Source organism: Sphingomonas sp. SUN039, assembly GCF_024758725.1.
Classification (GTDB): domain Bacteria; phylum Pseudomonadota; class Alphaproteobacteria; order Sphingomonadales; family Sphingomonadaceae; genus Sphingomonas_O.
Window position 1 is genome coordinate 3,384,356 of record NZ_CP096972.1, and the last position, 14,235, is coordinate 3,398,590.

Sequence of the window (14,235 nt, forward strand, 5' to 3'; positions counted from 1 at the left end):
GACGATGACGGAAGCGACACGAGCGGGGCGGGTCCGCTGGACCGTGCTGGCGATGCTGTTTGCCGTGACGGTGATCAACTATGCCGACCGCGCAACGCTGTCCCTGGCCGCCCCCTTCCTGTCGAAGGATCTGGGCATCGACAAGCTTCAGCTGGGGATTGTGTTCTCCGCCTTCGGCTGGTCCTATGTCGTCGCGCAAATCCCGGGCGGATGGCTGCTCGACCGCTATGGTGCCCGGCGTGTCTATTTCGCGGCGATCGCGTTATGGTCGCTGTTCACCGCGATGCAGGGCGGCGTGGTGTGGCTGAGCGGCGCGACGGCGATCTCCGCGCTGTTTGCCTTCCGCTTTCTCGTCGGATTTGCCGAGGCACCGTCGTTTCCGGGCAATGCGCGGCTGGTTGCGGCGTGGTTCCCCGCCAAGGAGCGCGGCACGGCATCGGCCATCTTCAATGCCGCGCAATATTTCGCGACCGTCCTGTTCGCGCCGATCATGGGCCTGATTATTGCCGGATTCGGCTGGCCCTGGGTGTTCGTGTTCATGGGCGCGTTGGGGATGATCGCATCGGCGGTGTGGCTCAAGGTCATCTTCGAACCGCGCCGCCATCCCCGGCTGGGGCAGGCCGAACTGGCGTTGATCGCCGAGGGCGGTGCGCTGGTCGATCCGGTCGAACCGACAGCCAAGGTTCCCGACGGCGACATGCGGCGCAAGCTCGGCATCCTGCTCGGCACCCGCACCTTGTGGGGCCTCTACCTCGGACAGTTTTTTATCAACACATTGACCTACTTCTTCATCACCTGGTTCCCCGTCTATCTCGTCGAGGAGCGCGGGTTGTCGGTGGTCAAGGCAGGCCTGTTCGCCACCGTTCCGGCGCTGTGCGGCTTTGCGGGCGGCGTGCTCGGCGGCATCTTCTCCGACTGGCTGTTGCGCAGGGGCGCGACGCTCACGATCGCACGCAAGGTGCCGGTGGTGGCGGGGATGCTGCTCGCGCTGGCGATCCTCGGCTGCAACTATGTCGACTCGAACCTGATGATCCTGCTGTTCATGAGCCTCGCGTTTTTCGGCAAGGGGATCGGCGCGCTCGGCTGGGCAGTGATGTCCGACGTCGCGCCGCGCGATTGCGCAGGGCTGAGCGGTGGCATCTTCAACATGTTCGGCAATATTTCGTCGATCGTCACGCCGATCGTGATCGGGCTGATCCTTAAGCAAACCGGCTCGTTCGATCTGGTATTGTCGCTGGTGGCCGCCTCGGCGCTCGCCGCCGCGCTCAGCTATCTGTTCGTGGTCGGCAAGATCGGCCGGCTGGGCGAACCAGCCTAATCCGACGCCTTGCCCATACGCGCGAGCTGGACGCGCGAGCATCCGCTCATCACCTGCATATAACGCTGGTAGCGCGCGGCCCCATAGACATAGGGATGACGCCCGCCGGTCGCGCCGTAGCGGATCAGAGCCTGCTTCTCGTTCGCCGCCATATGGACCGGGTGGTTGGTCACCAGCACATCGACGCCGGTGGCCTTGGTCAGGGCCTGCCAGCGCGCCAGCGAAACGAGCTGCTGGCGCACCGAAGCTTCGTCCTGCCCGCCGCCGGTGCCGCCCATCAGGCCTGCCATATGGCGGACGCCCTTGTCGAACACCGGGAACAGCAGCGACAAGACGCCGGGCGTATGGCCGGGCGTGACGTAAAGCCGGATGCTCGTGCCACCGAGCGCAACCGTGTCGCCGTCCTTGGCGACGATGTCACGCTTCGGGGGAACCAGCCCCGCGAATGGCCCGCCACCGCGCTGTGGACTTTCCATCATCCGCCAGTCGGCTTCGGACGCCACGATCTTGGCGCCATAGATGTCCTGCAGATACTTCGCCCCGCCCCAGTGATCACCGTGTCCGTGGGTGATCAGCACATAGCGGATGCGCTTGGGATCGAGCCCCAACTTGACCAAATTCGGCACGATGATCTCGCGCGCCTCGGCCTCGTTGTTGAGCGCATCGATCAGGATGATCCCCTCGGGCGTATCGAGGGCAAAGGCGGACACCGCATTCTGGCCGACCGAATAGAAATTGTCGAAGATTTTGGTCGCGGGTACCAGCCCGTCGTGCTGCACGCCGAACACCAGCTGGCGGTCGAGCGGACTGACCAGGCAGCGCCAGTTGAAATCGGCTTCGAGGTCGGCCCCCGCGATCTGCCGTGTCGCCGCCAGATGCCGCGCCACGCTCTTGGCGTCCTCCTGCGGGAAGTTGTTCTGGGCGGGATAGGTTGCCGGTCCGCTCTCCTTCGCCTGGCCGTTCGCCATCGCCGGACCGAGGACGGCCAATGCGGCCAGCAGGGACATCCGGTGTGTCGTACGCATTGGCATTGAACGCCCTCCTCGACGGGTGGCCCTGGCACCCTCGGCATACGAACCTATTCTTGCAAAGCGGCCCTCGCCAATGCTGGCTTCTCATCGCTCGATGCGACTCGCGGATAGGTCGGGCGAGGTACGACCGCAGTCCTCGAATGTGCGCTGCGAGTCTTCGGCCTAGCAATTATATCGAATGGAACATAATAAGAACATATGATTCGACCTTTTCCTGTCCGGCACTGTCATCGAACCCTCCCGCGCGCGGTCGGTGGCAGTGCGGCTGTCGATCCTGTGTCGTTCGGTGTCGATGGAATCGACGCGCGCATCGGTGGCGGCTTGAGGCAAAGCGCATTGCATGAGGTTTTTGCCGCATCGGCTGCAGACGGCAGCGCCGCTGCGGGCTTTGCGGTCATGATTGCCATGCGGGCCAGTGTTTCCGGCCGTCCGGTCATCTGGGTGCGCGAACAGCGTTGTGGGCCCCATAGCGGACACCTTTATGCTGCCGGTCTTGTCGAATTGGGGTTCGATCCCGACGATCTCATTTTGATCGAGGCACCCGATGTGCGGGCCGTGCTTCGCGCCGGGGCGGACATCGTCAAATGCCGACAGGTCGGCGCGGTCGTTATCGAACCCAGGGGAAAGGCACCGCTGCTCGACCTGACAGCCTCGCGCAGGCTTTCGATGGCGGCGGCGGTATCCGGCGTGCTGACATTGGTGCTGCGCGTCGATGCCGAGCCTGCACCCAGTGCCGCCCAAACGCGGTGGCAGGTGGCAGCGGCCCCTTCTTCGCCGCTTGCTGCCAATGCCCCCGGTGCACCCGCTTTCGATATCGCCCTGCTGCGCCACCGCGGCGGCATTGCCGGGTTCGAGGCCCGTCTGGAGTGGAACCGTGATACAAGAAGCTTCACGCCGCTATCTGGCGGTGTTCCTGCCGTTCCTGCCGTCGGAGCGGATCAAGCGCGAAAAGCCGCCTGACGCGCCCTTCGCGCTGGTCGAAAAGCAGCGCGGCAGCATGCGGCTGGCCGCAGTCGATATGGCGGCGCGTGCACTCGGTCTTGCACCTGGTCTTGCGCTTGCAGACGCCCGCTCCCTGCTGCCCGGACTGCTTGTTTTCGATGCCGACAGCCGCGCCGATGCGGCGCTGCTCGATTGGCTCGCCGATGCCTGCGACCGTTATACGCCGATGATTGCGACCGATCCGCCGCAGGGGTTGCTCCTCGACATAACCGGCTGCGTCCATCCATTCGGAAGCGGAGAGCGCGGGCTGGCGGACGACCTGGCAAGGCGGCTTGCTAGGCTTGGTCTGACGGCGTGCCTTTCGCTGGCGGATACGCCCGATGCGGCTGCGGCACTGGCCCGGCATGGAGGCGACGATGTGCACGCCCTTCCGGTCGCTGCACTACGCACCGACCCCGATATTCATGTCGCGCTGACGCGGGCAGGTTTGAAAGCCATCGGCGATGTCGCGCGATTGCCGTCGGCACCGCTTGCGGCCCGGTTCGGCAAAGCCCTGCCTGTTTTGCTGGCGCGCCTGCTCGGCGCGATCGACGTCCGCATCACGCCCCGCCGGAGGCTTGCCGAAATCGAGACGGAGGTGCGTTTTGGCGAACCGGTGGCGCACACCGAAATCGTGCTCGACACTATAGCCGGGCTGGTCGGGGATGCCGCCGTCACTTTGTCCGAACGCGGTGTCGGCGGGCGGCGTTTTTCGGTCGCCCTGTTCCGCAGCGACGGCCATGTCGCACGCCTGTCGGTCGAGACGGGGCAGCCGGTGCGCGACCCCGCAGTGCTCGACCGGCTGTTCCGCGAGCGGATCGACACGCTTGCGGATCCGCTCGATCCGGGGTTCGGTTATGACATGATCCGGCTGGCAGTGCATGTTGTCGAGCCGCTCGCACCCGAACAATTGCGGCTCGATGGCGGTAAAACTGCCGACCGCGAGCTGGCGGCGTTAATCGACCGGCTGGGCACACGGCTGGGGCGCAATCGCGTCCGGCGCTTTGCCTCTGTCGACACGCATATTCCCGAACAGTCGGCGCTCGAATTCCCCGCTGTCGAAACCCGCAAGACCGGTGCGTGGCCCAGGCCCGAGCCCGGCGAACCGCCGCTGCGCCCCCTGCATTTGTTCGACCCGCCGCACCGGATAGAGGTGATCGCCGAAGTCCCCGACGGGCCGCCGCGACGGTTCAAATGGCGGCGGGCGATGTACGAGGTCGCCCGGCACGAAGGGCCCGAACGCATCGCTGCCGAATGGTGGACGCGTCGCGACAATGCCGGGCTGACCCGCGACTATTACCGCGTCGAGGACGTGCGCGGCCGACGCTACTGGCTGTTCCGCCACGGCCTTTATGGCACTGAAAAGGCGCACCCTGTCTGGTATCTGCATGGGCTGTTCGCATGAGCGGTTTTGCCGAACTGGCGGCGGCGACCAATTTCTCGTTCCTGGAAGGGGCGTCGCATCCGCATGAAATGGTGACGGAGGCATTTGCCCTCGGCCATGGCGGGATCGGTATTGCCGACCGCAACACCGTGGCCGGTGTCGTCCGCGCCCATGTTGCGTTGCGCGACCTCAGGGCTGCCGGACACGCGAAAGATTTCAGACTGGTCGTCGGCGCACGGCTGTCGTTCGCCGATAATACGCCCGACATTATCGCCTATCCGACCGACCGGCGCGCTTGGGGGCGGCTGTGCCGCTTGCTGAGTCTGGGCAATTTGCGTGCGACAAAGGGCGCGTGCCAGCTGTTCTTCGACGACTTGCTGGAATGGGGGGAAGGGATGGTGTTGATCGTCCTCCCCGGCGCGTCGCGTCTTTGTCGAATCGACCGGTTGGGGGTTGTTCTTCGCCTCCGCCAACTTGTGGGCGATAACCTCTGGATCGGCGCAACCATGCACCGCAGCGGCGGCGACAGGCGTCGGCTGGCGGCTCTGCAGTCGCTGTCGGGCGAAGCAGGCATTCCTCTGCTCGCGCTTAACGCCCCGCTTTTCGCGACGCCTGCGGATCGTCCTTTGCAGGACGTCATGACCTGCATCCGCGAGAAGGCAAAGCTCGCCGACGTCGGTCGCAAACTCGCCGCCAATGCCGAACGCCACCTGAAACACGCACGCGAAATGGTCCGGCTGTTCGCAGATGCGCCTGACGCGCTAGCCCAGACTTCGGCACTTCTGGACCGGATCGACTTCACGCTCGACGACCTGCGTTACGAATATCCGCATGAGCCCGTGCCGCCCGGTTGGACGCCGATGGGCTGGCTGATCCGACTGACGATGCGCGCCGCGCGCGACCGCCACGAACGCACCCGCCTGCCAAAGAAATTGCGCGCGATGCTCCGCGAGGAATTCGGCCTCATACGCGACCAGAATTATGCCTATTATTTTCTGACCGTTCACGATCTCGTCCGCTTCGCGCGCGAGCAGGAGCCGCCGATCCTGTGTCAGGGCCGGGGTTCGGCGGCGAATTCGGTGGTGTGTTTCATGCTGGGGATAACTTCGGTCGATCCGGTTTCCCATAATTTGCTGTTCTCGCGCTTCGTCTCGGCGGACCGCAACGAGCCGCCCGATATCGATGTCGATTTCGAGCATGAACGCCGCGAGGAAGTGATGCAGTACGTCTATCGTCGCTATGGCCGCCATCGCGCCGGGATCGCCGCGACGATCGCGCATTACCGTCCGCGCAGTGCGGTGCGCGAGGTGGGCAAAGCGCTGGGGATGACCGAGGACGTGACGGCACGCCTCGTTTCGACAGTATGGGGCAGTCACGCCTCGACGATGGACGGGAAACGCATCGCCGAAACCGGGTTCGACCTGGACAATCCCGAAATCGCACGGCTGAACATGCTTGTCGGACGCTTGTTGGGCTTTCCGCGCCATCTCGGCCAGCATGTGGGCGGTTTCGTGCTGACCCATGACCGGCTCGACGAGACGGTGCCGGTCCACAATGCCGCGATGCCCGACCGGACCTTCATCGAATGGGACAAGGACGATATCGACGCGCTGGGATTGATGAAGGTCGATGTGCTCGCGCTCGGCATGCTGACCTGCATCCGCAAATCCTATGACCTGATGCGGCAGCACGGGCTTGGCGATCACACGCTCGAAGTCGACCTCGATTCGAGCGATCCGGCAGTCTATGACATGCTGTGCAAGGGCGACAGTATCGGCGTGTTCCAGGTCGAGAGCCGCGCGCAGATCAACATGCTGCCGCGCCTAAAACCAAAAAACCTCTACGACCTGACCGTGCAAGTCGCGATCGTGCGGCCGGGACCGATCCAGGGCGACATGGTGCATCCCTACCTCAGGCGGCGCTCGGGTATCGAGAAAGCCGAATTCCCCTCTCCCAAACCACCGCACGACCCCGACGAGCTGCGCACCCTGCTCGGCAAGACCTATGGCGTGCCGCTGTTCCAGGAACAGGCGATGAAGCTCGCGATTGTCGCGGCGGATTTCACGCCGTCCGAAGCTAACAAACTGCGCCGCGCGATGGCGACGTTCCGCCATGTCGGTGGCATGGACAAGTTTCAGGAAAAGCTGGTCGGCGGAATGGTCGCGCGCGGCTACGAACGCGCCTTCGCCGAGCGCTGCTACAAGCAGATCGAGGGGTTCGGTAGCTATGGCTTTCCCGAAAGCCATGCGCTGTCGTTCGCGCGGCTGGTCTATGTTTCGTCGTGGATCAAATGCCACCATCCGGCAGTGTTCGCCTGCGCGCTGCTCAATTCGCAGCCGATGGGTTTCTACGCCCCCGCCCAGATCGTTCGCGATGCGCAGGAACACGCAGTCGAGGTTCGCACGATCGACGTCAATGCGAGCCTGTGGGACAACGGTCTGGAATTTTCTGAGGGGCCGGATATGCCCGCGCTCCGTCTCGGCCTGCGCCAGATCGACGGGTTTCGCGAGGAATGGGCGAACCGGGTTGTGCTCGGCCGACCTTATGACAGTGTCGAGACATTGGCCCGCCGGGCCTGCCTGCCTGCCCGGGCGCTGCGGCTGCTTGCCGACGCCGATGCGCTGGGATCGCTCGACCTTGGCCGGCGCGCCGGGGGCTGGGATGTGCGGCGCACGCACAGCGACGTGCTGCCCTTGTTCGCTGCCGCAGATGCCCGCGAGCTGGGCGAAGAACCTGCCTTCACCCTGCCCGAGATGCCGGCGGGCGAGGAAGTCGCCGCCGATTACCAGACCATCCGCCTGTCGCTGAAGGGGCATCCGATGGCGTTCTTGCGCGACGGTTTCGCGGCGGAAAACGTACTGAGCTGCGCGCAAACCTCGGCTGCGAGAAATGGTGCCCGCGTCAAGACCGCCGGAATCGTCCTCGTCCGTCAACGCCCGGGCAAAGGCAACGCAATCTTCGTGACCATCGAGGACGAAACCGGCGTCACCAACATCGTCATCTGGGCGCGGTTGTTCGAAACATTGCGGCGCGAAGTGATGGCCGCGCGCCTGATGCTGGTCGAGGGTGAAGTACAGCATAGTCCCGAAGGCGTCGTCCATCTGATGGCGACCAAGATCCAAGACCGCACGGCGGCGTTGCGGTACCTGTCCGAGGCGCATGACGCGAATCCCTCGATGTCGCGCTCCGACGCGTTTCTGCATCCGCAATACCCCCGCCACGGCCATCCCCGCGATGTGCGTATTTTGCCGAAATCGCGGGATTTTCACTGATGATGCGATGCCCGGTCTCTTGGCCGGACTTCCGGAAACCCGGAGCGGGCGCACGCACCGGCTAGGCAAATTTTGTGCCGTTGCGGCGTTTAGGCGCTTGCTCCCGCAAGGGCGCGCCGCCACAACCGGGACAATCGGTACGGGGGTCGTGTGGCAGGTGTCGGACCAGGAGTAGGGAGTGCGGCGGAGCGTGCAGCGATCGATGGCCGCTTCGATGCCGCGCACCGCGCGCTGATCGCCGACAAGAGCATCCAGTTCGATCTGGCGCCTATGGCTTCGCGCACCCCGCCGAAACTGCCCGAATGGCTGCGCTGGATCGGCGATTTCCTGCAATGGCTGTCCCCGGCTTTCCCCTATATTTTTTGGGGCGCGATCATCCTGGCGGTGCTGACAGTGCTCTATTTCGTGCTGTCGAACGTCGACGGGTTCGAATGGCCGTGGGCGCGCGGATCGCGAGACCGCAACGCTGTGATCGAAGAGGACTGGCGGCCCGAAGAGGGTGCCGCGCGCGCGTTGCTCGCGGAAGCCGAGGCGCTGGCGGCGCAGGGCCGATATGCGGAAGCCGCGCGGTTGCTGCTGCTCCGGAGCGTCGAGGATATTTCGCGCCGCCTGCCCCAATTCCTGAAACCCTCGCTGACTGCACGTGACATTGCTGCCGCCCAGGAATTGCCGGGGGCGGCCCGTCCCGCGTTCGATGCCATTGCCCGCGTCGTCGAGGTCAGCGCCTTCGGCAGCCGGTCGGTCAACGAGGCCGCCTGGGCCGAGTGCCGCGCTGCCTATGCCCGCTTCGCCACGCCCGCGACCTGGAGTGCGGCGCATGGCTGACCGCAGCGCTGCCGATAATCCGTTCTCGGTAAGGACGGTGGCGATTATCGTTCTCGGCGGCGTGCTGGCGTTCCTCGGTTTCCTGTTCCTCATGGCTTATGCCCCGCAGATCAGGGCGCGCGGCGACAGCGGCGCACAGCCGATGTCGAAATCGGCCGTCGGCTTCTACGGCTTGTACAAGCTGTCGGAAGCGACGGGCCGGCTGACCGAGCTGGGAACCGACGAGGCCCACTGGTCGGCCACGGGGTTCGTCATCGTCACGATCCAGCCTGACACCGATCTCGAACGGCTGAAGCGGCTGGTTGCCGCGCGGCGTGCGGTCGATGGCACAAAAACCCTCTATATCCTGCCCAAATATCTGACTTTGCCGAGCTTTACCCGGTCTGGATGGGTCCAGAATATGGGCATGCTCGACCCCGAATGGTCGAAGGAACTGCTCGCCGTGTTCGGCCGCATCGCCTTTGCCGAGGAGAAGTCGCCCAAGGGCAATCGTATCATCGGCGTGGCAGACGAGGAAATGGCGGGGATCGACATTCCGGCGCCGTCGGCAACGCTGCACTATATCGCCAAAGGCATGAAGCCGGTGTTGATCGACAGCGGCGGCGAGGTGGTGATGGGCAGGACCGACCTCAACAACGGGGCTGCCGACTATATCCTCGCCGATCCCGACATCCTGTCCAATCAGGGGCTGAAGTCGCCCGAGGGCGCGCGAGCGGCGCTCGCCGTCGTCGATGCGCTCCGTCACGACACGAAGGATTCGGTGGCATTCGACATGGTGCTCAATGCATCGGGATCGCGCAATTTGTTGCAGCTGATGTTCGAACCCCCATTCCTTGCGCTGACGCTTGCGGTGCTGGCGGCGGCACTGTTGGTCGGTATCCACGCCTTCGGGCGGTTCGGCCCGGCTGTTCCCGAGCCGCGCGCGATCCCGTTCGGCAAGCGCGCGCTCGCCGACAATGCTGCGGTACTCATCGCGCGGGCGGGTGCCGTAAAGCGTCTGGGTGACCGTTATGTCGCGATGATCCGTGAAACTGCCGCCACTGCGCTGGGCGCGGGCGCGCTCGACCCCGAAGCGCAAGAGCGGTGGCTCGCCGGTCTGCCGTCCCTGCCCGGGGCCGATTTCGCGACGCTGGCGGCCCGGACCCGCGCCGCGCCCAATTCCGACGCGATGCGGTCCGCCGCCCGCGCCCTGCATGACTGGAGAAACGAGGTGGTTCGTGACCGTTGAAGACGTAAAGGCGCTGGGCGCGAAGATCAGGGGAGAGGTCGGCAAGGCGATCACGGGGCAGGACGGCACCGTCGACCTGTTGCTGATCGCCCTGTTCGCGCGCGGACACATTTTGCTCGAGGGGCCGCCGGGGACCGCCAAAACGTTTCTTGCGCGCTGTTTCGCCCGCGCGACGGGCCTCGATTACGGACGTATCCAGTTCACCCCCGACCTGATGCCGGGCGACATTGTCGGTGCCAACCTGTTCAATTTCCAGACGTCCACCTTTACGCTGACCAAGGGGCCGATCTTCACCGAATTGCTGCTCGCCGACGAGATCAACCGCACCCCGCCGAAAACGCAGGCCGCGCTGCTCGAGGCCATGCAGGAACGCTCGGTGACTTTCGACGGGACTACGCATCCGCTGTCGGCAAACTTCATGGTGGTCGCGACGCAGAACCCGATCGAGCAGCAGGGCGTCTATCCGCTGCCCGAGGCGCAGCTCGACCGTTTCCTGTTCAAACAGGTCGTCGAATATCCCGACGCCGAAGAGGAAGTCGCCATTGTGACGCGGCACGGCAGCCGTTTCGGCGCGCCGCAGGTCGAGGAATGGGGGATCGGCGCGGTCGCCGATGCGGCGGCACTAGATGCGGCGGCAAACGCGGTCGCGGGCGTCGGGCTGGTCGACGATGTCGTGCGCTATATCGTGCGGCTGGTCCGCGCGACCCGGGAAAGTGCCTCGCTCGAAACCGGGGCCAGCCCCCGCGCCGCCGCGATGCTGGCCAGTGCCGCCCGCGCCCGCGCGGCGCTCGACGGGCGCGACTATGCAATTCCCGACGATGTGAAAGCGCTTGCGCTGCCGCTGTTGCGCCACCGCGTCATCCTGTCGCCCGCCGCGCAGATCGACGGCAAGCGGGTCGAAGCGGTCGTCGCCGACCTGATCGCGCAGGTCGAGGCACCACGGTGAGCGCACCATGATCTACCCTTCCGGTCGTGCTGCCGTGCTGGCCGCTGCCAGTGCGGTCCCGGCGATTGCAGTTGCGGTGCTGGTTCCGGCCTATTGGTACGCAGGGCTGGCGGTCGTGTTGCTGGTGCTGGCGCTGACGCTTGCCGATGCGCTCGGTACGCCGGGCGCAAGGTCGCTGACGGCGACGCTCGATGCACCCGCTGCGGTGTTCGTGGGGCAGGATGTGGCGCTGGGAATAGCCGCACGCGTCGGGAGCGGACGCCGGTTCGAGGTCGCGATCGAACATGATGCGCGGCTGGCACCTACGGATTCCGCGCGCGGGCCGGTCGATGCGTCCGGGAAGATGACCTTTACCGCTGTCCGGCGCGGAGCCGCCGTCGTCGACGCGCTGTGGCTGCGCTGGCCGGGGCTGTTCGGGCTCGTCTGGCGGCAGAAGCGCGTCGAACTCGACCGCAGCATCGCGGTGCTGCCCGACGTCCGCCCCGCCCGGACCGAGGCGCTGCGCCTGTTCCGCCGCGATGCGAGCTTTGGCGAACTCGTCCAGATCGATACCGGTGCCGGCGGCGAGTTCCAGGCGCTCGCCGAATTCCGCCAGGGCATGGACCGCCGCGCGATCGACTGGAAAGCGAGCGCGCGCCATTCGGGGCTGATCGCCAAGGAATACCGCACCGAACGCAACAACGACATCGTGTTCGCCGTCGATGCGGGGCGGCTGATGTGCGAGCCGGTCGATGGCATCCCGCGCATCGACCGCGCGATCTCCGCCGCGCTGACTGCAGCGTTCGTCGCACTGAAACTCGGCGACAAGGTGTCGCTGTTCGGCTTCGATGCGCGCCCGCGCATTTCGACTGGGTCGGTATCGGGCGTCGCCTCGTTCGCGACGTTTCAGGGGTTGGCCGCCGAACTCGATTATTCGAACGAGGAAACCAACTTCACGCTGGCGCTGACCACCCTTGGGTCGCAGCTCAAGCGGCGGTCGCTGGTGCTGGTGTTCACCGATTTTGCCGACCCGACCAGTGCCGAACTGATGCTGAAGACGGTCGGTCGTCTCGCCGAGCGCCACCTCGTGCTGTTTGTGCTTATGGAGGACGTCGAGTTGCAGGCGATGGCCGACACCGCACCCGAACACAGTGCCGATGTGTCGCGCGCGGTGATCGCAGCATCGATGCTGCGCGAGCGCAAGATCGTGGTTGCGCGGCTTCAGCGGCTGGGCGTCCATATCGTCGAAGCGCACCACGACCGGATCGGGAGCGAACTGGTCAACGCCTATCTCGGGCTGAAGCGGAGGAACCTGTTGTGAGCCAGGATTCTACGTCGTTCCGTGCCGAACGCGAGGGCGACTGGCAGCGGCTGGAAGCCATGCTCAAGCGCATCGAGGGGCGCAGCCCGCGCGCGCTCAGCGACGACGATCTGCTCGACCTGCCGCTGCTTTACCGCTCGACCTTGTCGTCGCTGTCGGTCGCGCGCGCGACGGTGCTCGACCGCGCGCTGATCGATTATCTCGAAGCGCTTTCCTTGCGTGCCTATCTCGCCATCTATGGCGCGAGCGGCGGATTCGGGCGGCGGATCGCGCGTTTCTTTCTGACCGACTGGCCCGCCGCGATGCGCGCGTTGTGGGTCGAGACGCTGGTAGCCATTGCCGTCCTCGCTGCCGGAACGGCGGCGGGCTTCCTGCTCGTCCAGAGCGAGCCCGGCTGGTTCGATTCGATCGTCGGCAGCGCAATGGCGGGCGGCCGCGGCCCCTATGCGAGTGCCGAAACACTCAAGAGCATCCTCTACACCGATGGCAAGGGGCAGGATGGGCTGAAGTTCTTCGCGACTTACCTGTTCACGCACAATGCCCAGATTTCGCTCGCCTGCTTCGCGCTGGGCTTCGCATTCGGCGTGCCGACCTTGTTTCTGGTCTTCTACAATGGCGCGGCACTGGGCGCGATGCTTCAGATCTATGCGGCCAAGGGTCTGGCAATCCCCATGATCGGCTGGTTGTCGATCCATGGCACGACCGAACTCTTTGCAATCGCGCTCGCGGCGGCGGCGGGTCTGCACATCGGCACCCGCATTGCTTTTCCCGGCGCGCGCACACGGATGGCCGCCGCGGCCAAGGCAGGACGCACATCGGGCACCGCGATGATCGGGGTGATCCTGATGCTGGCGGTGGCCGGTTTGCTCGAGGGCGTGGGGCGGCAGACGATCAATACCGACTGGATCCGCTTTGCCATCGGTGGCGGGATGCTGCTGTTCTGGCTGACCTATTACTACGGGATCCGGCTGCGCCATGGCGACTAGAGCTGCCAAGCCGGTAAAGCCCCGCGACTTGCGGCGTCGACTGGTGACGCCCGAGGGGGTCGATCTGGGCGTCGTCATCGGCGACACCGGCCAGCGAATCGGCGCATTCCTGCTCGACATGATCGTGATGCTCGCGCTGATGATCGTGCTGAGCATCGCCGCCGGTTATGCCGCCGCCAGCAACAAGGCGGGCGACGAGATGGTGGGCGTCGTCTGGCTGCTCGGCTTTTTCCTGATCCGCAATTTCTATTTCATCGCGATGGAATTGCGCCCGCGTGCGGCAACGCTCGGCAAACGCTGGATGAAGCTGCGCGTGGTTGCGCGCGATGGCGGTCGATTGACGGCGGACGCGGTGGTCGCGCGCAATTTGATGCGCGAGGTCGAGACGTTTCTACCGCTGACGATGCTGATCACCGGCCTGTTCGCGGGCACGGTCGATGCGCTGACCGGCTGGCTCGGCTTTATCTGGACCGGCGTGTTCCTGTTTTTCCCGTTCTTCAACAGGGACCGGCTGCGCGTCGGCGATCTGCTCGCGGGTACCTGGGTCATCTGCACCACCCGCGACAAGCTCGACCGCGACCTGACGACAATGCCGACCGTGGCGGGATTCGTCTTCACTGCCGAACAGCTCGATGCTTATGGTGTGTACGAACTCGAAACCCTCGAAGGCGTGCTGCGACGGAGCGAGGCTGCGGCCAAGCTGACGGTCGCACAGGCGATCATCGACAAGATCGGCTGGCCGACCGAAGTCACCGACATCGACGGGTTTCTGACCGCCTATTACACGCAGCTGCGGGTGCGGTTGGAGAAGCGGCTGCTGCTGGGAAAGCGGCGGGCGGACAAGCACGATGTGGGGGCGTAAGCCTTGAGTTGCCACGGCGACACCGCCGGAATCGACGAGGGCGGGCCACTTCTGTGCCCCGCCCTCACGCTCCAAACCGGACTCGAACCGGACGGCACCAAA

11 protein-coding genes are annotated in these 14,235 nt (G+C 65.2%); 10 read left to right on the forward strand and 1 reads right to left on the reverse strand.

Annotated elements, in window-relative coordinates; genetic code table 11:
- The first annotated feature begins 4 nt into the window (after nucleotides 1-4).
- Nucleotides 5-1,318: an MFS transporter gene (locus tag M0209_RS16765; protein WP_258889412.1), complete on the forward strand. Its 1,314-nt coding sequence runs from the start codon at nucleotides 5-7 to the stop codon at nucleotides 1,316-1,318.
- Here M0209_RS16765 and M0209_RS16770 read toward each other — a convergent pair.
- Entirely contained in the window at nucleotides 1,315-2,349 is a 1,035-nt protein-coding gene (locus M0209_RS16770) for an MBL fold metallo-hydrolase (protein WP_258889413.1), read from the reverse strand. The genes M0209_RS16765 and M0209_RS16770 overlap by 4 nt on opposite strands.
- Nucleotides 2,350-2,547: 198 nt before the next feature.
- On the opposite strand from M0209_RS16770, the gene M0209_RS16775 reads away from it, so the two are divergent.
- The 9 genes from M0209_RS16775 (at nucleotide 2,548) to M0209_RS16815 (ending at nucleotide 14,133) form a co-directional block, all read left to right on the forward strand.
- On the forward strand, nucleotides 2,548-3,309 hold the full coding sequence (locus tag M0209_RS16775) for an ImuA family protein (protein WP_258889414.1): 762 nt from the start codon (nucleotides 2,548-2,550) through the stop codon (nucleotides 3,307-3,309).
- The gene (locus tag M0209_RS16780) at nucleotides 3,224-4,735 is read left to right on the forward strand and encodes a DNA polymerase Y family protein (protein WP_309547084.1); all 1,512 of its coding nucleotides are present in this window, start codon (nucleotides 3,224-3,226) and stop codon (nucleotides 4,733-4,735) included. The genes M0209_RS16775 and M0209_RS16780 overlap by 86 nt, the downstream gene beginning before the upstream one ends.
- The gene (locus M0209_RS16785; protein ID WP_258889415.1) at nucleotides 4,732-7,986 is read left to right on the forward strand and encodes an error-prone DNA polymerase; all 3,255 of its coding nucleotides are present in this window, start codon (nucleotides 4,732-4,734) and stop codon (nucleotides 7,984-7,986) included. Before M0209_RS16780 ends, M0209_RS16785 begins: the two co-directional genes overlap by 4 nt.
- Before the next feature lie 150 nt (nucleotides 7,987-8,136).
- Nucleotides 8,137-8,811, forward strand: coding sequence for a DUF4129 domain-containing protein (locus tag M0209_RS16790; protein WP_258889416.1), 675 nt, complete (start codon nucleotides 8,137-8,139; stop codon nucleotides 8,809-8,811).
- On the forward strand, nucleotides 8,804-10,039 hold the full coding sequence (locus M0209_RS16795; RefSeq protein ID WP_258889417.1) for a hypothetical protein: 1,236 nt from the start codon (nucleotides 8,804-8,806) through the stop codon (nucleotides 10,037-10,039). The genes M0209_RS16790 and M0209_RS16795 overlap by 8 nt, the downstream gene beginning before the upstream one ends.
- Nucleotides 10,029-10,985, forward strand: coding sequence for a MoxR family ATPase (locus M0209_RS16800; RefSeq protein WP_258889418.1), 957 nt, complete (start codon nucleotides 10,029-10,031; stop codon nucleotides 10,983-10,985). The genes M0209_RS16795 and M0209_RS16800 overlap by 11 nt, the downstream gene beginning before the upstream one ends.
- 7 nt (nucleotides 10,986-10,992) lie before the next feature.
- Complete coding sequence (locus M0209_RS16805) at nucleotides 10,993-12,285, forward strand: DUF58 domain-containing protein (RefSeq protein WP_258889419.1); 1,293 nt, start codon at nucleotides 10,993-10,995, stop codon at nucleotides 12,283-12,285.
- Entirely contained in the window at nucleotides 12,282-13,271 is a 990-nt protein-coding gene (locus M0209_RS16810) for a stage II sporulation protein M (RefSeq protein WP_258889420.1), read from the forward strand. Before M0209_RS16805 ends, M0209_RS16810 begins: the two co-directional genes overlap by 4 nt.
- The gene (locus M0209_RS16815) at nucleotides 13,261-14,133 is read left to right on the forward strand and encodes an RDD family protein (RefSeq protein ID WP_258889421.1); all 873 of its coding nucleotides are present in this window, start codon (nucleotides 13,261-13,263) and stop codon (nucleotides 14,131-14,133) included. The genes M0209_RS16810 and M0209_RS16815 overlap by 11 nt, the downstream gene beginning before the upstream one ends.
- Nucleotides 14,134-14,235 lie beyond the last annotated feature (102 nt).

Coding starts and splice junctions, on each gene's coding strand:
- M0209_RS16785 (WP_258889415.1), top strand. CDS start 4,732: ATGAGCGGTTTTGCCGAACTGGCGGCGGCGACCAATTTCTCGTTCCTG.
- M0209_RS16795 (WP_258889417.1), top strand. CDS start 8,804: ATGGCTGACCGCAGCGCTGCCGATAATCCGTTCTCGGTAAGGACGGTG.
- M0209_RS16765 (WP_258889412.1), top strand. CDS start 5: ATGACGGAAGCGACACGAGCGGGGCGGGTCCGCTGGACCGTGCTGGCG.
- M0209_RS16805 (WP_258889419.1), top strand. CDS start 10,993: ATGATCTACCCTTCCGGTCGTGCTGCCGTGCTGGCCGCTGCCAGTGCG.
- M0209_RS16775 (WP_258889414.1), top strand. CDS start 2,548: ATGATTCGACCTTTTCCTGTCCGGCACTGTCATCGAACCCTCCCGCGC.
- M0209_RS16770 (WP_258889413.1), bottom strand. CDS start 2,349: ATGCCAATGCGTACGACACACCGGATGTCCCTGCTGGCCGCATTGGCC.
- M0209_RS16815 (WP_258889421.1), top strand. CDS start 13,261: ATGGCGACTAGAGCTGCCAAGCCGGTAAAGCCCCGCGACTTGCGGCGT.